Raw genomic sequence first — 19,181 nt, 5'->3', positions numbered from 1 at the left:
GCACCCCCGTGCCGTGTCACATCAATCGATGACTGTGACCGTATGTGACCGAACGAAGTCTCGCAAGAACCCGCGCGGAGGTTGATGTTTCTCAAACTTCTGTTGGTAAGTCCACGACAATGTTGTTAGAGTCGGTGCGCGTCGACGCAGGGCGCCGCCGGCCCCAACTCGGCCTTTCGCTAACTGTCAACCAATCGAGTGACCGCCGACCGACGGCGTTTCCGGGGAGCGGTGCCTCGTACTCGACGGCCCTCCGCGTCGGCCCGGGCGGAGCCGTTGCGGATGGACCGGTCGAAGGCGACGACGTCGGCCCACTCCTCCGGTTGGCTCGGAACCGCGCACGCCGCCGCCCGTGACCTCCACGCCTACCAGACCGCCGCCGACGTCTGCCGCACCATGCTGCATCGCGCCCACCCGAGGACACCCCGGCAGACCCGTACTACTACACCCCCGGCAGCAGTCCGCCGAGCACGGGCATGCCCTGGTGCTGCTTACCGCCACCTACCCACCGCACGCTCGTCGCCTACTCACCCAAGCCACCGACCTGCGCACACCCCTTCACGACCAGAGGCATGTGTGTGCATCTGATCAAGCGTGGTTCTCGAGTCGCTCAGGGGAGAAGGGTGCGCCCCTCCCAGGTGCCGTGTTCGGACAGAGGGCGGAACCGCATGAACGCGGATTCGTGGTGGAAGTCCCGGCGATGCTGTTCAGCCATGGCGACGGTGTGTGTATGGGCCTGTGGGACGGCGCTGCGGCCGTGGACCATGTCGGTCATCTCGCGGACGCTGCGCCAGATCGTGAAGGTGGAAAACGTGTGGGGCGGGCGTACCGCTGCGGTGGCGAACGTGGTGCCGGGGTGACCGGCGACCAAGCGTTCGACGGGCCGCCCCCACTTCAGGAACCGGGGTAGTTCGAGAACCTTGAGCCGGGCGAGGGTGACGGCCACGATAGGCTCCTGCGGATCCCACCGGCCCGCCTGCACCGGCAGGCCAGCGAGGGCGGCCACCTCGCCGTAACGCCGCAAGTACTGCAGTCGCACATGCCATCCGTCGTCGAGCTGCCGCCCCAGATCGTCGTCTGCGAGGAACCGCTCCAACGCCGATTCGTCGTCCCATTCGGCGAACATCGCAAGGCGTCGCAGCTGCATCCGTTCCACCGACAACGCCGGGGAGCCGAGTCGCATGAGCGCGAGGCATTCGGCGTGCCGCAGCCCAGCCGCCCGAGGCCTGCGACGCAGTGTGCGCAAGGTCAAGGCCGGCGGAAGCAGCGCGAGATGGAACGAATGCATCATCGGCCCATGATCCCAGTCGTCCGCACCCGCGTCCCTCCCACAGCGTGCGGGCTGGCGACGGCGGCAGGCGGACGTTGGCTTCGCCGGCAGCGGTTCAGCACAGAGGCCCAATGACAGTCTCATCAGCCCCGTCGCCGTCTGACGAGGCTAAGTCCCCACAGATAGACCGCGGGTCGCGGCAAAACAGGGCGCCGGCGGGCATCGAACCCACCAGATCGACGGTCCTCCGACCGGGCCTGAAGGCGTGCGCGAGGTGGTAGGACCAGCAGCCCTGTCGGGGCTGTGACCAACAGTTGGCATGATGGGCTCGTGACCGAGCCGGTGTTTCGATACCACCCTGATCCCTTGGCCACGGGCTCGGCGATGCGGATTGAGCACGAATGCAGCGTCTGCGGGCAACTTCGGCAAATTCGCTACCGGGGACCGATCCACGGCGGACAACCCGAGACTTTCTGCCTGCACTGCATCTACTCCGGGGAGGCTTCCAGGGCACTCGGCGTCGTTGCCGTCGCCACGGATGGCAGCGACATCCTGGACATGCCTGGCGAGTTCAGTGACGCGATCGACGTGCCTCACGACGTGCCGCACCACGTCATCGAGGAGATCACTCGCCGGACCCCTGGCTTCACCGGTTGGCAGCAAGAGTCATGGCTCTACCACTGCGGCGATGGCGCGGCTTTTCTCGGCCCGGCTGGCTACCGCGATGTCGAACCTCATGCGGAGGCCCTGAACATGCTTCGGGCGAGCCACCGGCAACTGGGCTGGTCACTCCAGGAACCGAAGAGTTCCTGCACCGGCTCGATCGCAACGGTGAGCCCACCGCGTATCTATTCCAATGCCTGCATTGCGGGACTCACCTCGCGTCCTGGGATTTCGGCTGACCGCGGCTTATCGCCGAGACGCAGACGCGCTCTCTTCGACATGAGCGGACATCACCCCGGCCACGACCAGGACCACCCGTGCTGACGCCTTCGGATCCACCGAAGAAGTCACCGCTGGAAGGACCTGCCCACAGGCTTGCGGGGATTCAAGTCCATTGCCGTCGCATGCGATTCTGTGCAGGTGCCGATCATGGGGAACGGGCCGGAGAGCCACGCGGACGGCAGGTACGCCGGATCTGCCACGCTACGTAATGTGGTGCCCAACGTTGACGCCCACCAGCTCATTGAGCTGCAGCTACGCGTCGCCGACGCCCCTCGCGACCGGGTTGCTGGTCAGGCGCTGAACCTTCTGTGCGCGCAGCTATACAAGCGCGGCTACACGCTTCAGGCGATCGCCGAGGTGCTCGACGTCAGCCGGGAGATGGTCCGACAGCGTGTGGCGCGGGTGCCAGCAATGACGGTTGCGGGCATCGAGCCGGAGGTATCCCGAGTCGCACCTAAACCCGGACGCGAGAAGGTCGAGCGGCCCCGGTTGACCGAGGAAGAGCTGGGGCGGCTGAAGGAGCTGCAGCCGCTCGCGGCCATGCGTCGCGGCCACAGTGCGCCGGACTCGACGATTGGGCAGGCCGCCGATGAGTACTCGCTAATCTTGCTCGAAGCCCGCGACCGGGGCGTTGCGGATGCCACGATGGCCAAACAGCTCGGACTGACTCCCGGTGCCATTCGCTTGCGGTTGCAGCGGATCACTGGTCATCTGCCGCCATCGATGCAACCCAGAACGCGCGACCAGGCTGCACCAGCCCGTGACCCATTTGAAGGCCTGAATGAGCAACTCACGCGACTGCGCGACCTTCTCGACGCCGCCGAGATGCGACCCGGCCGCGGATCCAACCACGCCGAACGGCTGGCTGCGTCCCGTGCGTTCGACGCAGCGCTCACCGCCCTGGTCGCAGAGCACCGTGTGCCGTTGAAGGCGCTGGCGTCGCTGCTGAGCCGCTCTCGTTCGTCGCTGGCGATGCGGCTATCCGCCCACCTCGGGCCCGATGCGGCCGATGAAGTCCTCGCTGGTGACGCGGCCCGCAGTGATGCCACCGACGACGGGGACGACGAAGCTCTGGAGGTCAACATCGCGGACGGCGACGACCAGACCTTTGAGGTCACCGTCGAGCCAGACGCCGCAGAGGCGTGGGCCGCAGACAACGAGGTCAAGGACCGGGACGTTGTTGTGGTCATCGGCGGCGAGGAAACGCCGGAGCGCAAGGGATTCCTCACCGACTTTACGCCCGAGGCGACGCCGGTCATCTCCGCCGCTCCGCCGGCCGCAGTGGTGGACCGGCACGCGCAGCATGCGAGCACCATGCGCCATCATGCGGTGTTGCGGGAACTCCGCGAGGCAGTCCGGACCGGCGGACATCAAACGCGCGGCTGGGATGTTGGCCAAGATGCGTTCTTCCTGCACAAGCAACGTCTGATCAACGTCGAGGTGAAGTCGGTCGGAGGCGCAGTTGAGCAGTACAGGCTTGGAGTGGGGCAGTTAGCCGAGCAGATGCAGCACCACCTCGACCACCTGACCGCAGGAACGCCCTGGTACGTCGAGGCGGGCGTGACCGAGGTAGTCGGCGTGCTCGTCGTGGTCTCCGAAGAGCCGGTCCCTCCGGTGTGGCGACGGCTCGCGACTCGACTAGGTATCGCCATCTGGAAGGCCGACCAGGCGCAAGCCGTCTTCTCCGACCCGAACGCCGCCGGCCTGCCGCCGGGTGTGCGCGTCGCCACGGCTTCCTAGCTGCCGCCCCCTGAGTGACCGCTGCCCGACCCTCGACACGCACCTAACCGACACCGCTTGCCGCACGAGCGCGCCCTGCCGGTGGGAGATCGCGCATGCACCCTGACCACCCGAACCCGACCATCGGTCTTTACGGGACCGCGACGCTGAGGCCGTACGGCGCGTACTCCGCGGGGCCGGGTTTCGTGACGTTGGCGAGCGCCATCTGGACGGCTTTGCGGTGGAGGGCGCCAGCGGTGACGGATCGGAGCCGTTTTACGTCTCGTACTGCGGCTACCCCAGGAAGCCTGGGACGATAGGCCGCTACGTTCAGGCGCTGAGGCGGGCTGGCTTTGAGGTTGAGCCGGACATGAAGCTTGAGGACGTGCTGGTTGTGCAGCGGCAACCCGCCGGCCTGGTATTGAACGCGCCGCGCTCGGGACGAGCCCTGCTGTCGGCGGCGATCGTCTGCGCGGTACTTGCCACGGTCGCGCTACTCGCATCGTGGATGGGTACTGGGCAGGTTCGGCTCGCTGGCGGCATCGGCTCGGCCGTGCTCGGTGTACTGGCGGCCTTCCTCGCCGGACTCTGGTACCGACGCGAGCTCGATGAACGAAGCCGGGGCGAGCAGACAATTTGAAACCATCACCGGCAGGACGGCCGCCGCCGGGCGGATGGACGGCCTAGGGGGTACTCGTCTCGACGGCGTCGGGGAGGACCCTCCCGAACGTCACCTCATCCGGAGGTATGTGGAGGCAGTCTGTCAGGATCGAAATGCCTTGATGGTCTTCGCTCTCGGGAGGTCTGATGCCCGCTGAACTGTTCGTCGGCCGAGAAGACGAGCAATCCGCGGTCCGGGCGCTGGTTGATCGCGCGTGTGATGGCCATGGCGGCTTCCTGATCATTGAAGGTCCGGCTGGCATCGGCAAGACTGCCCTGCTCCGACACATCCAGGAGGCAGGCACCCCGGCTGACTTCCTGTCGGTAGGGTGCCACGTTCAGGTGGGGCAGTTGGAGGCGTACGGACCGCTCATTGACCTGGCTTGGCTGATCGATCGCAACAGGCCCAAGAGGAGGCGACTGCTACGACGGTCCGGTGAGGCGGTGAAGCAGCGCTGGCCAGAACTTTTGACGTTGGTTCCGGGAGTGGGGTCGACCCTGAAGATGGTCGCGGAGACTCTCTCCGGCCCGGTGCCCGGCGCTCCGCTGGTCGAGAACCGCACCGCTGCGAGGGCAATGGCGGATGCGCTTCTACACCTCATCAAGGAGAGGTTCCCGGTGGTCATCTCCATCGATGACTTCCATCGGATCGATGAGAGCTCGTGTTCAGTGCTGTCATATCTCGCCAGGGCGGCCGAAGATCAGCGGGTTCTCTTCGTCCTTGCCGGTCGCGACGACGAACTCGTGGCGAATCAAGCCGCGCGCCTGCTTGTGGATGACCTAGTCGTCACCGGGCTCGCTCAGCGGATACGGCTACGGGGTCTGCCTGTGTCGGCCATCGCCGAATACGCCGAGCGGATGTCTGCGCCTGACGTAGCACCCGTAGAGCTTGCCCGGCGCACCGGTGGGCATCCGCTCCTGCTTCGGTACTCCCTCAGCAATCGACGAGAGCTGGCGCTGCCGTCAACCCCTGACCACCTACCGAGCGACCTGGTTGCACCGCATCCTGAGGGCATTCAGTTGGCCGAGCAGGTGCGGCTGGTGGTGGCCACGCGGCTGAGCCGCCTCAGCGACGACGACCGTCGGCTGTTGGCTGTTGGAGCGGTTGAGGGACGGGAGTTTCACAGCAGCATCGTGGCAAGGGTTCTCGACACGCGTCATGACGGAGTCGCGGATCGGCTGCACCGGCTAGCCAGGGACACAGGGCTGCTGCAGCTGCTCCCGCCAAACACGTGGGACGACCGGCTGGAGGCTGACCGCTATGCCTTCGAGCATGACCTGGTGCAGGAGGCTTTGTATCTCGACCAGAGCGAGTGGCAACGGCGGGATCGGCATCGGCGGATCGGGCGGGTCTTGCATGAGTACTCGGAGGATCATCGAGATCTGACGCAGGATTTGGCGCTTGAGCTTGTGCGACATCACCGCTTGGGGCGGGACTGGCCCGCGGCCGGGCGAGTAGCGCACTTTGTCGCGTGTCGGCTCTCTCAAACCGGTGCGTCAGCACCCGAGGTTGTCAAGATCGCCGAGCAAGGCCTCGAGTGTGTTCGGCGCGCCCCAGTGGACGAGGAAACGTGCCGGCTCCGAGCCCAGCTAGTCGAGCTCTTGCTGACGGCCAGCGAGCTGAGCTGGCGTACCAGACCAGAACCAGACGGGACCGTACGCCTGGAGGCTTTGTCAACGGAGGCGATGCGGGCGGCAGAAGGCTCCGGGGATGCCAATCTACGGATCCGCGCCCAGTACTTGCACGGCAAAGTGCTGCTGTACACACGAGGAGTGCCGGCCGCGCTCCCTCTGCTACGGGAGGCATGGCACGAGGCGCTGAAGAACGGCGACGCGGTTAGCATCCTGTTGGCGGGCTGCGAGTACGGGCGGCAGCTACCCAAGACTGACGTGGAGGGCGGCTTGGCAGTCCTGGCCCGTGCAGAGGCCGCTGCCTCCGAGGACGACTCCGTGCGACAGTCCGAGGATCCGGTCGTCCAGCGCGCCCGCCACATGGTCGCATTACAGATCGGCGTCAACCTCTACGACGCAGGCAGGCTGGGTGCTGCGTTGGCCCGGTTACGGGCCACCATCCCGCAGGTGCGGCGACGCCCCAACCTGGGACTGCTACCGATCGGTCTCAACTATCTGGCACAGGTAGAGGCCGGGATCGGCAACTACACGGAGGCCGAACAGTGCCTAGCCGAGGCGGTCGGATCTCGCGATGAAGAAGAGCCAGACGGTTGGCATGCCGTCAACCTGGCGTACCTCGGGGCCCGCCGCGTGCAAGACCGCAGGGACGCCTTGGGACTACGCCAGCTGAGGGACGCGCAGGCTGAGGCAGCGGTGACCTGGCAGGCGAACCTGGCGCCGCTGGTCGCGAACCTGTACGCGGCGAGCCTCTTGAGCATGGTCGATGCCGATCCGGCGTACGACGAGCTCGCTGGCAACGTGCTGCGGAACTGCCTTGATGAAATCCAACGCACCGGCATGCGGCGTAGCGAGATTGTCACCCTTTCATTGCTAGGGCAGTGGCATCTCGGCCGCGGTGACGGTCAGCAGGCTTTGCGGTTCAGCGCATGTGCGACGGAGCATTTGCGCGAGGCAGGATGGCGGCTCGCCGCGGTTGTGGCAGAGGAGATTCTCTACCGGCACGCGGCCGTGCAGCGTGCGCTGGGCCACGATGGCGAGGCCAACGAGTCGCTCCACCTCGCCCGAGCACTGGTACTCAAGAAGGCAGCCACGCTGGATGGTCGCCTTCGGGACCGCTTCTTGCGCGACGTACCAATCAACCGGTCGATTCTTGAAGAGGCTCACTGAGCCTCAGCGAGGTGAGAGCCGCAGCCCTGATTCAGTGCGGCAGTGACGGCTCAGCAGGCAGATCCCATCGGCTTTCGAAGCGGCTCTCTCAACTCCCTCCACCGTCCCCGCCGCCCGGCGCTATCCGGCCCCCTTCGGCGAGGCTCCAGGTGCGGGCCAGAGGTGTCTATGCGCCGTCGGCAGTCCAATCGCAGCTTGGTGGACGGCGGCTGCACTCTGGCCGAAACTCGGTACCTCGACGTGGGGGCCGAGCTTGCCGTGCTGGTAGTGCGTGGCTAGCCCTCGGAGATCCCCCGGTCCATGCAATAGCCGCCGTTGCGCGTCGCCTGCATATTTGGCTGACTGGACGCTGGGCGCGGTAGCCGATCCCCCGGGCTAGGGTCAGGACGCCTATGACCGTGTCGGCGTGAGAGCAGGGGGCCTGCGGGCCCATGCCTGCGGTGACCTGCATAAAGGCCAGTGCCGAACGTGCGACCTTCAATCGCAAGCGGCAACTTCGACCTCGGCAGACGCGGCCTCGGAGGCCTTCTACCGGTGTAAGGGCGGGCGATCGCGACGTCGGCCCCCAGCTGCCCCCATGCCGTCCGATGCTGATCGTCGCCGATGAACTGCTGAGTCAGCTGCGGAAGGTATTTTCGCGGTGCCAAGCGAAATAGGAAGCGCTGCTGGTCGTGTGAGCGTCTACTCGTCGGTCTGCCAGCTCTGCCAACCGTTGATCTAGCGCGGCCCTGTTGCCCGGGTCGCCGGTAACGATGACATGGCCGGTGGGGTCAACAGCGATGTAGCCAGCCTCGAAGAGGGCGTCGCACCCAAGTAGGCATGCGGGCATGGCGATGTGGTCGAGGTCGCGTGCCTCTTGTTCCGTACAGACCGCGCGCTTCTTGATGTGGGCGGCGCGAAGGAAGCGGACCGGGTACGTCTCCCCGCAGATAGCACAGTCGGCGTCCGTGGCTGAGGCGAAAAGGCGCTGGCGCAGCAGGGCTTGCTCACCACGATGAGTGGCTACGCCGAACCGTTCGAGGTCGCCATCGAAGGTGAATGCGCCGGTTGCGGCGTCGAGCTGCGATGGAGCGTCGAGGGTGATCACAGGAGGGCTACCGGACGAGCGGGCACCCGGCAGGGTGAGCAGTACCGCTCCGAGGAACGCACTCCGGTAGGTACTGGTACGCGGGTGAAGCTCGACGCACCCGTCGCGCAGGAGGCGCCTGAGGGCATCGTCGACCCAGGCGACCGGTACAGGCTGGCCGTTGGGGCTGCGTTCGGTGCTGACGATGACGTGTGGAGGGCGTACTTCGATGACGGTGTTGAGTCGGCCTGATGCTGTGGTCAGCGGCCGGCCGACCAAGCGGCGTAGGAGGTCGGTCGCGCCGGTCATCGCCTCGGCGGGTAGCTGGCCGTTGACCGAGGTGCCTCTGCCGAACGAGTGTCGTGCGACGGCCAGCCACTGTCGGTCTGTCAGAGGAAACGGGTTGCCCGACCACGGCCGCGTGAGTATCGCGCTATCAGCGAAGTCCTGATCGCCAGCGAGGGCGGTGCGTGGCACCGGCTGGTCCAAGAATCGTCGCGTGAGCCGGACCGGCACCACCCAGCGGGCGGCGACAGGATCAGGCGGCTCGGCGTAATAGCCATCGTCGACTCGCCCCTCTGCCACCGGTGTTGGAGGACCGGTGGTGTGGCCCACCGCTACCACCCCGCCGGTGCTTCCGGTCAACCAGAGAGCAATATCCTGATCAGGACGGATATCGCTGAGGTGACGTGTTGCCGTCCACGCGGTTATCTCATGACCATCGGCGACGAAATCATGGATGCGCCACTTGGTCGGGTTGCATTGCAGGAGCCACCGCACGAGACACCTCCAGCAGTCACCCATGAACTCTCGGCACCGTGCTGGCGCCGAGCGTCGGCTCGGACGGTAAGGGTAGGCCGATCGGCGCTGCTCGCGGTGCCCGAGGCAGGCCCTCTGCGACGCCGGCCGATAGAGCTGGCCCGTACTTGGGTGCACCTCACCGCGGCCAATGAGATCTCGAATAGCCTGGTCAGAGCCCTGTGTACGACCGACGTCCTAGACGACGGAACAGTCGGTGCGCCCGTGGTACGGGATTAGACCTCACCATCGGTACCGACCGATGGTGCCTTGGCGATCGTCGGCTGAGCGACGAGTGAAGGCACCTCGGGCGTTGCGCTCGAAGGCTTAGGCATCGGCAGCCGCCCGATCCGCGAACTCGGCCAGTTTCCCCCGGTAAGGGCATCGCAGGACGGCGGGCACGGGTACTGCGGGTTGACGAGGTTTCACGTACGGTGGTCGTGCCTTTGGAGATCGGGCCCATTGGGCACCCGCTGGTTGCTGAGGAAACTGAGGGACGGATGAGCGACGGACGTGACCCACGCCTGTCGCTGGCAAGCCTCGATTTTTTCGGTGATGAGGCCGCGCTTCAGCAGCGCGTCGAGCAGGTATTGCGGGAGGGCGGGAATCCGTCCCCAACGGATGGTTTCTGCGGATCCGATGCCACCGGATCGGTTTCGGTAGTCGTCGATACGCGACGGCGGGTTAAAACTGTCCTGGTTGGCCGCGAGTGGCGTAGCGAGGTTGGCGTGGCTCGGTTCCCGGTGGTGCTCTTTGAGGCCTATAGCGCTGCCGTCGGCGCCGCACTGGAACAGGCCGCCTTGAAGGAATTTCAGCAGGGGCAGGCTCCGCCGACACTGCCACGACCGACCGCGGTGCAGGCGTCGCCGGAGCTCGATGAGGACGTGTGGTCGCGGGCGACCTGGCGCACGCTGCAGGGCCTCGACGCGGAGCTGGATCGGGTGGCGCAGCTACGCGTTTCCCCAGTCGAGCAGGTCATGACCAGCCCCAACGGTTGTCTGACGTTGCGGATTCGCGCGAACAGCATTGTCGGTATCACCGGCGACACGGGACGGATCGCCCGTGCCGACGCCGGTCAGCTGCAGTTCGACGCACGGTCCGTCCTTCGCTCCTTCGACCTCGCAGGGGCAGATCAACACGACCTTGAGGGGTGGTCGCGTGGATGAGCTGAACGTCATCACCGACGCGTTGCGTACCGAGGGCGGCAAATGGTTGCAGCTGTCCGACAGCGCTACCGCCATCAAGGGCGCCACGGACGGGCTGAGCTTGGATGCCTCCGCCTTCTACATCGGCGACGTCAACGCCGACGTCCACGCAGCCGCGTACCGCGACTTTCACACCTTCATGGTCGCGATCCTCGCCGGGGCAGCGACGGAGTTTGAGCAGGTCGGTGAAGCCCTTCGGCGCGTCGCCGACGCCTACGACCGGGCCGACGAGGTGATTTCGCTGGACCTCAACACGATCTACAAAGCCTAAACACGGACGTCGCTACCCGGAAGGATCTAAGCTCATGCAGCCCGCACCGCCGGACCTGGAATACGGCGTGCCGTTCAACAAGGCCTTCGACCAGATCCGCGTCGGCGTGGACCTTGCCGTCGAGGGGTTCAACGACGTCGTCTCGCGGGTCAACGAGTGGGCGTGGGTCATCGGACCGGCGGCGCTGCTATGGATCAAGCACAACATTGACGCCGCGCGCCGCGGCCTGCGGGAGGTCATGGATCGGGTTGATCACGCGTTGGAGCACCAGGTGCCGGTGCTGTCGCTCATTTCGATGAGCTTCCGGTGGATCACCGAGGTGAAGACGCCCGTCTCCCAGCTGTCGTTCACGATCAGTGAGCCAATCGACCAGAACCTGGTCAAGTGGACCGGCGACGCGGCGCGCGCCTACGCCGACAAGGCTGTCAAGCAGCGGGCGGCGGTTGACGAGTCCGTTCTCAAGGCGGAGTTCATCAGTCAGTGGCTGTTCAAGATCGCTAGGGCCAACGTGGACTACGCGGTCGAGCTGGCGACGATCGTCACCAAGCTGGCGGGGCAGTTCGCCCAGGCCGCCGTCGACGCGACGACGGTCATCAACATTCCCTGGGCCATCGACACGTTAGCCAAGTCTGTCGGCGATATCGTCACCGCGGGACTGGACACCCTCCTGCGGATCGGTGAGCGTTTCGTTGACGCGCTGGGTAACGTCCGGGACATCGCGACGCAGGTCGGTGACTACTCGAAGCTTCCCGGCGGCCGTTGGCCCGAAGCCGTCCGCGGGTAGAGCCTGTCGTCAGGCGTGCGGGACGGCGCTGTAGGTCGCCTTGAGGATGGTCAGCGCTTTCGCGGCGAGTGCCTCCTTAGGCAGGTAGGCGTCGCCGCCGACCGCGAGCCAGACCTTCACCACCAGGTTGGCGTGGCGGGTGTGGAGCATGTACTCGGTGTACTTGAAGCCAGGGTCTGATCGCTTGACGAACCCCTCGGCCTCCTCGCCGACGCCGGAGACGGGGCCATCGGCCGTCATGCCTGTCACCTGCTGGGTCGCGGTGTAGAGGCGTCCGGCCTCCTCGGCGCTCGTCAACGAGGAGGCTTCCACCAGCAGGTTGGCCTGGTGGTCGTCGGCGGTTCGCATCTCGAACAAGCACGACGAGCCCTGCCGCGCCAGCGGTGGCTTCGGGTCGGTCCGAGCGACCTTCACCGATAGGTCTGCCAGGGGTGCCAGGTCGGTGCGTTTGCACAGGTCGAGGTTGGTGGCGTCGTACAAGGAGTCAACAGCGGGTGCCGGGCTATTTGTGGCGGGAACACCAACGCTCGGCGAGGTGGTGACGGCACGGGGCCTCGCTGATCCGCCGTCGTCGCACCCTGCGGTAACCGCGAGCGTTACCAGAAGGCCGACAATTAGCGCCCGATTGCAGGACCGCGCTTCCACGCCGTTGACCATACCGTCAGCTGCGCCAGGCAATCACCCGTGTGGGTTGCCCTTATCGTCGAGGCATGCCCCACGAGACCATCGAGTCTGTCGCTCGTTCCCGTGCGATCACCGCGGCGGCGGTTTTGCAGCAACTGGTCGATTTACGCGCCTACCCTCACCGGCATCTTGCCGTGGTCGCCTACGCCGCTGGCGGCGACAACATCAGCCAGGCTCTCGCGGCCGCCGACTACCTCAGCCATACAGGATGGGAACTCGTCACTCTGACGGAGGTGGGGGCCGGCCGGACGCTGCACGCGATCATGCGACGCCGGTGAGCCAGCGGGGCAAGGACAGCGGGCTCGGCTGTTCGGTTGTCGCGAGCAGCCCGGCGCCCAGTGCGGATCCACGACTGATAGGGCTGTCATCGCGGATTGTCTTCCTGGTCAGCGCTGCCGCAGCCGGAGGACGAATCCTCGGCTTCATAGATCATCGGGCCACCAGTGTGGGTCGAGGCTTTTGCCGTGGCCTCGGGGGCATCGCCCGTAGCCGGTGCTGGAGACGTTCCAGTGGTGGTAGCAGTATGGGGCGTCGCACTGGCCGCAGAATCCGGCGTCGTCGTAGAAGCCCGCGGAGGTTACGGCGGCGTACCGGTAGGGCTGGGTGAAGGCGTCAGCGATTCGTTGTGCCTCTGCCGGGTCCACCGGTCGGCCGGATCCGTTGCCGGCCACGATCCCGGAGAACAGCAGCCACCATTGCTGGCCGCTGTGGCGCTGTCGGGCGGCGGTGTAGGTGTCGCGCTGCGGCGGTGACCAGCGCTGCCAGCCCACCGGCTGGGAGGTCGGTGCGATGAGTTCGACGTGGGTTGCCGGTCGCCCACACACCGCGCACGGTGGTTCCGCGACGAAGGCCTGAAGCATGGCTCTCATCCTCCCCCGTTAGGCGACCACGCGCAGTCGTCGGACGGTGGCACCGTCGGGCTGGGTGGTTTCCCACCGACGTTGCAGCGCGTCGACGACGGTGGCGATCATTGGCTCGGTGACGTGGCTGTAGATACCGCGCACACCGGGCAGGCGATGACCGAGGCGACGGGCTTGGGCGATCTCGGGTATGCCGTCCTCGATGAGCCACGTCTTGTGAGTGTGGCGCAGGTCGTGGAAGTGCATGCCGGGCAGGACCGGTGGGATACCCCGTTGAGGGTTACCGGCGACGGCGGGCGTCCAGGCGCGGCGGTTGAAGTTGGAGCGCCGCTGGTGATGACCGCGGGCCCCAGGAAACACAATGTGGTGGGGTTGTTCAGCGAGGTGGACCGCGAGGAGGGTGGTCAGGAAACGGGGCAGCCGGATGTGGCGCACGCTGTCGTTGGTCTTGGGTGGGCCGAGGAACAGCTTGCCTTCGACCTCGTGTAGCGCGCCGACGTCGGGGTGCACGTGGATGCTGCCGGTGGTGAGGTCGACGTTGTCGCGGGTGAGTCCGGTGAGTTCTCCCCATCGCATGCCGGTGTAGGCGGCGGTGAGGATGAGCAGCCCGTCGCTGGGGCGGGCTTGGCGGGCGACGATCGCGGCGACCTGCTCGGCGCTGGCGTGTGGTCGCTCAGCGCGGATGCCTTTGGGGATGCGGACTCCCCGGCAGGGGTTGAAGGGCAGACGTCGGTCTTCGACGGCCTCTTGCAGGACCATCGACAGGACCATGATCACGTCCGCGACCGAGCGCGGCGACAGGCGCTTGCCGAGGGCGACGGCGAGGGTTTTGACGTGGTGGCGGCGGATGTCGACCAGCGGCAGCGGGCCTAGGGCGGGCAGGATGTGCAGCCGGAGGTGACTGCGGTAAGCGGCCCAGGTCGCGGGGCCCGCTTGGTGCGTTGTCTCCCAGATCGGGACCCACTCGGCGAGGGGGATGCGCCCACCGCGGGGGTCGATGTAGGTGTCGCGGGCCGCTTCGACATCGATTTCCTTGGCGCGGATCACGGCGTCGTCGCGCAGGTCGTGGGATGAGTCGGTGGTGACGGTGCCGTCGGGCATGCGCAGGCGGACGCGAAATCGGGTGCCGCGTTTTTCTACCCAGGCCATGGTGTGGTCTCCGTCCGGTTGGTGTCGGGGGTGGTGATTGACGCGTGGCTGTCGGGGTGGGGCAAGTCGCCGGTGGGCTGCCGGCGGCGGGTGGTGCGCCGGCCGGTGGGGGCTTGCGCGGCGGCGGCGATGATGGCGGCGAGGTCAGCGGCTGAGAAGCGCAGGTGCTTGCCGAGGAAGGTGCAGGGGATCTGGCGGCGGCCGGCCCGTCGGCGCAGCCATGACTCCGGCACACAAAGTCGGGCGGCAGCCTCGGCCGGGGTGTAGAGCCGCGGCTCCTGCTCGTCGTGGCCATCTGTTGTGTGGTGGGGGGTGGGGGCGGCCGGTGGTGGTCGGCGTCGGGCTCGGGGCAGGTTGGCAGGCATCGGTGGACTCCCGAACGTCGGAGGTTCTCGCGGCTGGAGATCGGTGGTGGTGGCTCGTCGCGGACGGTCTGTGGATGCGCCCGCGACGAGCCACCCGAGGGCTGGCAGTGGCTAGGTGTGCTGGCAGAGCAGCAGTCGCAGAGCGGTCGCCGCTTGGGCGGGGACGACGCCGTTGCCGAGGACCCGCAGCGCGGCGGTGCGGGGCACCCCGAGGGTGGGGTCGGTGACCCAGTGCTCGGGCAGCCCCATGAGCCACTCCACGAACGGCGGCGCGAGGACGGGCTTGCCGTGCCGGCCGGTTTGCGTGGGTTCGGGGGCGGGGCGGCCGAGCAGCAGCTCCCAGCGGGCCACCGCGGTGGCGTAGCCGCCCCAACGCTGCTCGTCGGGCTGCCCGAGGGCGGCGATGGTGGTGCGCAGGTCCGCGCCGCCGTCGCCGTGGCGCCCGGGGCCGCGCCCGTCGGACGCGCGCGGGGTGGGCAAGACCCGCACCGCCGCGGAGGGAAGGGTGAGGTCCCCGTGGGAGCCGCGCTGCCCGGGGCAGCCCTTCTCGCCGTCGGTGGCCCGAGGGGTGGGCAGCAGCACCTGAGACAGCGGGGGCCGGAACCCGGCACCCGCGCGTCGCCCGGGCGTGCCGGTGTCACTCGCCCTGGGAGTGGGCAGCAGCCGCGCGCCGTCGACGCGCGTATGCGCGTGCTGACCGGTGCGAGCGACGTGCTCTGCGGTGGTGGGTAGGAGGCCGTGGGTGGAGCCCGACGGTTCGATGAGGTCGGGCAGGCCGTGCTGGTGGCCGGGACCTTTGCCGTCACGGGCACACGGTGTCGGCAACGTCCGCGCCCCCTCCCAGGCTTGCGGTGGGTGTGGCCAGCAGGAACAGCCGGTCGCGGCGGTGGGCGGCGCCGATGTCGGACGCGCGTAGGCATAGCCAGCTCGTGTCGTACCCGATCGCGGCCAGGTCGGCTTCGACGACGTCGAAGCCTCGCCGCAGGAGGGCGGCGACGTTCTCCACGAACACGAGCGGCGGTCGAAGGACGCGAACGGCGTCGGCGACGGCACTCCACAGGCTGGAGTGCTCTCCGGTGATGCCGGCGCGTTTGCCGGCATTGGAGATGTCCTGGCACGGGAACCCGGCGGTGAGGACGTCGACGGGCTCGACGCGGGTCCAGTCGACGGTGCGGATGTCACCGAGGTTGGGCACGCCGGGCCAGTGATACTCGCAGACCGTGCGGGCGTGCCGGTCGGTCTCGGCGTACCAGGTGAGCTGACCGCCGAGCACCAGCTCGACGGCCAGGTCGAGGCCGCCGTAGCCGGTGCACAGCGATCCGATGCGGGGCGCGGTGGTGTGGGCACTACTCACGCCACCTCCCCGCGCCCGGCGTCGCCTGTCGCCGGCTCGCCGTTCGGGCAGGACCAGGGGCCACAGCCGGGCGCGTCCGCGGGTTGCGGACGTGGGCGAAGCTGTACCTCGTCGAGCGGTACTCGCTGCCGGTGCAGGAAGAACTGGCCGCGCAAGGGGTGTCCGTCGGCGTTGGCCCGGGCGGAGCCGTTGCGGATGGACCGGTCGAAGGCGACGGCGTCGGCCCACTCCTGCGGGCTGTGCTCGCGCAGGGCGAACCAGAAGCCGTCGTCGTGGAACGGACAGCCCACGCACGACGACTTCGGGGTGTCCGCGAGGCCGTGATCGGCCAGGAAGCGTCGGCAGTCGGTGCGTCGCCAGCCGACGTCGAGCAGCGGGTGCACGTTGTGCATGTAGGCGACGTCGGAGTCACGGGCTCGACCGATCTCGTCGAGGCTGATCCCGATCGCGACCTGCGCCCGGACCCCTATCGGGACGCGCGTCGGGTGCGGGTAGCCCAGGCGGCGCCGCACCTCAGCCTTGATGGGTTTGATCTTGTATTCGGAGGTGCACTGCCGGCGGGCCATCCCCCGCTCACCGTTCGGGCCGAGGGTGAACAGGGGCATGGAGGCGAACCGGTGGCGTGGGTCGAGCGCGTCCGCTCGGATGTCACCGGTGCGGACGCGCACCACCTCGATACCGGCCTGTTCGGCGATGCCGGTCAGGCGGTCCAGGTGCCGGTAAACCGCTGCCGGCTCCCAGCCCGTGTCGGCGAAGATCGCCGCGGTGAACCCGGGGATCGTGCCCTGGGCGGCGAGCAGCAGGAGCGTGGAGCTCTGCACGCCGGCGCCCAGGGACAGGTAGCGGTGGGTGGGTGGGCTCACGCGACCACCCCGGATCCGTCCTCAGGCCTGCGCGTTGTGGTGAAGATCAGAACGTCTTCGTGGGCGATGAGGTGCATCGGCACCCCGGCCGTACGGGCCTTGCGGACCTGTTGGAGTTGGAAGAACGACGGGCGGGCGACGAGCTGCCCGTCACGGACGGCGGCGAGGAGGGCGACGCACCGCTCGGTCGGCGCGAGTCCGGCGCGCAGGCCGGCGGCGATGACGGCGCTGGGCAGGTCGACCAGCTCGCCGCGTTTGCGCCACGGGCGGGCGGTGACCACGACGGTGCCGCCGGGTCGTAGCAGGGTGGCGCAGCCGCGCAGAATCTGGGCGAAGCCGTCGGTGAGGCCGGTCAGGTCGCGGTAGGCGAGGTTGCCCTTGTCCTCGCCGTCGTTGTACCGGTCGTCGTACTTGACGACGCCGTGTTCGCCGGGGCGGACGAGGCCGTGGACGGTGGGCCCGTACGGGGGTGAGGTGACCACGAGCGCCACCTGCCCGGTGAGGGCCTTCGGCACCAGGGACATCAGCCGGGTCGCGTCGCCGCGGATGATCGATGCGCGTCCGCTGGCGCCCTGGTCGTGGGCGTGGCGGATGTTGGCGTCGGCGATGTTCGACCATTGCGGCTCGTATTCGATGCCGAAGGCGTCGCGGCCGGCGTGGACGGCCTCGACCAGGGTGGTGCCGATGCCGCACATCGGGTCCAGGACCAGATCGCCGGGCTCGGTGTAGGCGGCGATCGCGTGGGCGGCGATCGCGGGCAGCATCCGGGCGGGATGCTTGACCGATTCCGGCATGTACCGGCCGCGTCGCTGGACGGGGCCGGTCGACTGGGCGGTGGCCCAGACGGACAGACCCCCAGGATCGGCGCGGTGGCGACCGTCGTACTCGCGGTGCCGGCTCGGATGGTCTTCGCCCACAGGGGAGCTGTTGGTGTCCGGCTCGTTCGCGCCGGACGATCCCGCGGTGGTGTGCTCAGCCACGGCGTTCACCACCGTCGCGGCCACGGCGCCGTCCCACCCCGGCCGCTGGAGTCGAGGGCGGGGTGAAGACCATCAGGTCGGCATGTACCCGCAAGTGGGCGACCGACCACTGCTCGGGGTTGGCGTGGGCCAGGGTGAGCAGCTCCTCGTCCGTGCCGTAGTAGACGAACTGGTCGCCGTCGGTGTCGGCCTCGACGGCGACGATGTGCTGCAGGTAGCCCAGTCCCGCTGCGGTGGCGGCGGCCATGAGCGGCCCGAAGTCCTCCGGCGTGGGCTGCGTGCCGGCGGGGACGGCGACGACGAGGATGAGGCAGCCGCCGGGGCGCAGCAGCCGCGCGCAGGCAGCGAGGAGCCAGGCGAGGCGGACCCGGGCCGTCGTGCCGGCCTCGTGCAGCGGCCAGGAGGCGGCCACCAGGCTGATGGCCGCGTCCAGCGGCCCGTCGTCGGGCGGCCGGACGACCGCGGCGTCGGCGCCGGGCAGGTCCGGGTCGGTGAGGTCGTCGCCGAACCAGTCGACCAGCCTGGGCGGGTCCTGCGCGTCGCCGGCCTCCGGCTCGCCGGGCGCGGTGAGCGGGTTGGTTTCGGTCGTGGCCGCCGGCGTGACGGCGGTGGCGGGTCCGATGATCAGGCTAGAGCTGTCGGTAAACCAAGCGCGGTGATGCTGGCGACCGCCCTGGGCGCAGATCGGTGCCAGGACGTGGTGGGTGGTCAGGTCGGCCACCGCCTCCCCTGGCCGGCTGTAGGCGGCGACGAGGCGGTAGGCCAGACGGGTGGGCAGGATGGCGTGCGGGTCGGCGTCGGTACGGGCCGTGCGCCAGACCGTGATCGGTACCGGCGGGTCGCCGGCGATCAGGTCGATGAGAGTGGAGTCGGCCGGCTCGCTGTGGTCGGCCTGCGGGTGTGGGTGCGGCGTCTGCTCGCTCATGTGCTGTCGGCTCCGCGCCGCGCCGTGAAGCGCTGACATCCCCAAACCGGGTTTTGTGAGCCTCGGCGAACACTTGCCGAACCCACAACCGCTCACAACGCTCGACCCGTCAGCGGCTGGTCCCGGTTTCCTCGTCATGTCTGGTGCGCGGGACGTGGCGGCAGCCATCGGGAGGCGCCCTACCGAGACGGGACCGGCTTCGTCCCTACTCGTTTCTGTCGGTGGCGTTGGGTCACTGACAGGAGGCGCTGACGGTGGCGGCGCCGGTTGGAGAGTGCGAGTCGGGCGTCGACGTGGACATGAGCGTTGACCGGCACTGTGAGAGGTTGCCGAGCGTCGTGTGCGGGGCCGTTGTCATCGGCGCGGCGTCGCCTGTCACAGGGTGCGGGATGTCCAGCGGTGACAGCTGTCGGCTCCGCCTGAAAACTGACCCCGTGGTTCCGGCTGAATTTTGACCCCTTCCGGAAGCATCGGGAGGTGCTGA

At 67.9% G+C, this 19,181-nt stretch carries 19 protein-coding genes; 8 read left to right on the top strand and 11 right to left on the bottom strand.

Translation table 11 applies throughout. The features are described 5' to 3' along the window. Positions 1-610: 610 nt before the first annotated feature. Positions 611-1,156 carry a hypothetical protein gene (locus ACX27O_RS25185; RefSeq protein ID WP_377619644.1) on the bottom strand — a complete coding sequence of 182 codons (546 nt, stop codon included), beginning with the start codon at positions 1,154-1,156 and terminating at the stop codon, positions 611-613. A 444-nt stretch (positions 1,157-1,600) separates the two neighbouring features. On the opposite strand from ACX27O_RS25185, the gene ACX27O_RS25180 reads away from it, so the two are divergent. The 4 genes from ACX27O_RS25180 (at position 1,601) to ACX27O_RS25165 (ending at position 7,393) form a co-directional block, all read left to right on the top strand. Further along, positions 1,601-2,257 carry a CbrC family protein gene (locus tag ACX27O_RS25180; RefSeq protein ID WP_458940176.1) on the top strand — a complete coding sequence of 219 codons (657 nt, stop codon included), beginning with the start codon at positions 1,601-1,603 and terminating at the stop codon, positions 2,255-2,257. A 90-nt stretch (positions 2,258-2,347) separates the two neighbouring features. Beyond that, positions 2,348-3,955, top strand: coding sequence for a sigma factor-like helix-turn-helix DNA-binding protein (locus tag ACX27O_RS25175; RefSeq protein WP_377633388.1), 1,608 nt, complete (start codon positions 2,348-2,350; stop codon positions 3,953-3,955). 349 nt (positions 3,956-4,304) lie between these two features. After that, positions 4,305-4,574, top strand: coding sequence for a hypothetical protein (locus tag ACX27O_RS25170; protein WP_377633390.1), 270 nt, complete (start codon positions 4,305-4,307; stop codon positions 4,572-4,574). Between the two features lie 167 nt (positions 4,575-4,741). Further along, positions 4,742-7,393 (top strand): ATP-binding protein, encoded by a 2,652-nt coding sequence (locus ACX27O_RS25165; protein ID WP_377633392.1) that lies wholly within the window; start codon positions 4,742-4,744, stop codon positions 7,391-7,393. A gap of 616 nt (positions 7,394-8,009) precedes the next feature. Here ACX27O_RS25165 and ACX27O_RS25160 read toward each other — a convergent pair. Then, positions 8,010-9,239, bottom strand: coding sequence for an EVE domain-containing protein (locus tag ACX27O_RS25160; protein WP_377633393.1), 1,230 nt, complete (start codon positions 9,237-9,239; stop codon positions 8,010-8,012). Between the two features lie 518 nt (positions 9,240-9,757). On the opposite strand from ACX27O_RS25160, the gene ACX27O_RS25155 reads away from it, so the two are divergent. The 3 genes from ACX27O_RS25155 to ACX27O_RS25145 are packed head-to-tail and all read left to right on the top strand — an operon-like array spanning position 9,758 to position 11,517. Continuing rightward, positions 9,758-10,423 carry a hypothetical protein gene (locus ACX27O_RS25155; RefSeq protein ID WP_377633395.1) on the top strand — a complete coding sequence of 222 codons (666 nt, stop codon included), beginning with the start codon at positions 9,758-9,760 and terminating at the stop codon, positions 10,421-10,423. Then, positions 10,416-10,733, top strand: a complete 318-nt coding sequence (locus ACX27O_RS25150; protein WP_377633396.1) for a hypothetical protein — start codon at positions 10,416-10,418, stop codon at positions 10,731-10,733. The genes ACX27O_RS25155 and ACX27O_RS25150 overlap by 8 nt, the downstream gene beginning before the upstream one ends. A 34-nt stretch (positions 10,734-10,767) precedes the next feature. Next, the gene (locus ACX27O_RS25145) at positions 10,768-11,517 is read left to right on the top strand and encodes a hypothetical protein (RefSeq protein WP_377633398.1); all 750 of its coding nucleotides are present in this window, start codon (positions 10,768-10,770) and stop codon (positions 11,515-11,517) included. Positions 11,518-11,526: 9 nt separating this feature from the next. On the opposite strand, the gene ACX27O_RS25140 is transcribed toward ACX27O_RS25145, so the two are convergent. Beyond that, a complete protein-coding gene (locus ACX27O_RS25140; RefSeq protein ID WP_377633400.1) occupies positions 11,527-11,997 on the bottom strand; it encodes a hypothetical protein in 471 nt (156 codons plus the stop codon). Positions 11,998-12,227: 230 nt separating this feature from the next. Between ACX27O_RS25140 and ACX27O_RS25135 the strand changes: the two genes are divergently transcribed. After that, positions 12,228-12,479 carry a transcriptional regulator gene (locus tag ACX27O_RS25135; protein ID WP_377633402.1) on the top strand — a complete coding sequence of 84 codons (252 nt, stop codon included), beginning with the start codon at positions 12,228-12,230 and terminating at the stop codon, positions 12,477-12,479. A 144-nt stretch (positions 12,480-12,623) separates the two neighbouring features. Here ACX27O_RS25135 and ACX27O_RS25130 read toward each other — a convergent pair whose 3' ends face one another. From ACX27O_RS25130 to ACX27O_RS25095, 8 genes are all read right to left on the bottom strand, one after another. Next, entirely contained in the window at positions 12,624-13,061 is a 438-nt protein-coding gene (locus ACX27O_RS25130; protein ID WP_377633404.1) for a hypothetical protein, read from the bottom strand. Between the two features lie 18 nt (positions 13,062-13,079). Continuing rightward, on the bottom strand, positions 13,080-14,210 hold the full coding sequence (locus ACX27O_RS25125) for a tyrosine-type recombinase/integrase (RefSeq protein WP_458940175.1): 1,131 nt from the start codon (positions 14,208-14,210) through the stop codon (positions 13,080-13,082). Further along, a complete protein-coding gene (locus tag ACX27O_RS25120) occupies positions 14,198-14,575 on the bottom strand; it encodes a helix-turn-helix domain-containing protein (RefSeq protein WP_458940174.1) in 378 nt (125 codons plus the stop codon). Before ACX27O_RS25120 ends, ACX27O_RS25125 begins: the two co-directional genes overlap by 13 nt. A 111-nt stretch (positions 14,576-14,686) precedes the next feature. Beyond that, the gene (locus tag ACX27O_RS25115) at positions 14,687-15,157 is read right to left on the bottom strand and encodes a hypothetical protein (RefSeq protein ID WP_458940173.1); all 471 of its coding nucleotides are present in this window, start codon (positions 15,155-15,157) and stop codon (positions 14,687-14,689) included. Positions 15,158-15,377: 220 nt separating this feature from the next. Further along, positions 15,378-15,929, bottom strand: a complete 552-nt coding sequence (locus ACX27O_RS25110; protein WP_458940172.1) for a DNA cytosine methyltransferase — start codon at positions 15,927-15,929, stop codon at positions 15,378-15,380. Beyond that, positions 15,926-16,792, bottom strand: a complete 867-nt coding sequence (locus tag ACX27O_RS25105) for a hypothetical protein (protein ID WP_458940171.1) — start codon at positions 16,790-16,792, stop codon at positions 15,926-15,928. The genes ACX27O_RS25110 and ACX27O_RS25105 overlap by 4 nt, the downstream gene beginning before the upstream one ends. After that, positions 16,789-17,781: a TRM11 family SAM-dependent methyltransferase gene (locus ACX27O_RS25100; RefSeq protein ID WP_458940258.1), complete on the bottom strand. Its 993-nt coding sequence runs from the start codon at positions 17,779-17,781 to the stop codon at positions 16,789-16,791. Before ACX27O_RS25100 ends, ACX27O_RS25105 begins: the two co-directional genes overlap by 4 nt. Next, entirely contained in the window at positions 17,765-18,697 is a 933-nt protein-coding gene (locus ACX27O_RS25095) for a hypothetical protein (RefSeq protein ID WP_357688463.1), read from the bottom strand. Before ACX27O_RS25095 ends, ACX27O_RS25100 begins: the two co-directional genes overlap by 17 nt. Between the last annotated feature and the right edge of the window lie 484 nt (positions 18,698-19,181).

Source organism: Micromonospora sp. SD19, from assembly GCF_054462275.1.
This window is presented reverse-complemented; position numbering and strand designations above follow the sequence as displayed.